General features: G+C 63.3%; 1 protein-coding gene. It reads left to right on the top strand.

Going from position 1 to position 283, the window contains the following annotated elements; all coding sequences use genetic code 11:
- A partial coding sequence (locus M8370_RS23450; protein ID WP_284038932.1) for an Ig-like domain-containing protein occupies positions 1-283 on the top strand: 283 nt, incomplete at both ends.

Raw genomic sequence — 283 nt, 5'->3', positions numbered from 1 at the left:
TAAGGCGGAAGCGGGCAGCACCGTGAAGATCTACGATCAGAACGGCCTGCTGGGCGAAGTGACGGCGAAAGCCGACGGCACCTGGAGCTTCTCGCCGGTGGCGAAACTGCCGGAAGGCGAGCACCGCTTCCACGTGACGGCCACCGACAAGGCGGGCAACACCAGTTCTGCGTCAGACGACTTTGTCCTGACCCTGGACTACACCGCCCCGGATGCGAGCAAGCTGGCGATCACCGAAGTCTATGACGACGTGAACACCGCAGGCGTGATTGCCTCCGGCGAA

Origin of the sequence: Enterobacter cloacae complex sp. OE43NF (assembly GCF_023544405.1) — a bacterium.
Taxonomy (GTDB): Bacteria; Pseudomonadota; Gammaproteobacteria; order Enterobacterales; family Enterobacteriaceae; genus Enterobacter; species Enterobacter cloacae.
This window is presented reverse-complemented; position numbering and strand designations above follow the sequence as displayed.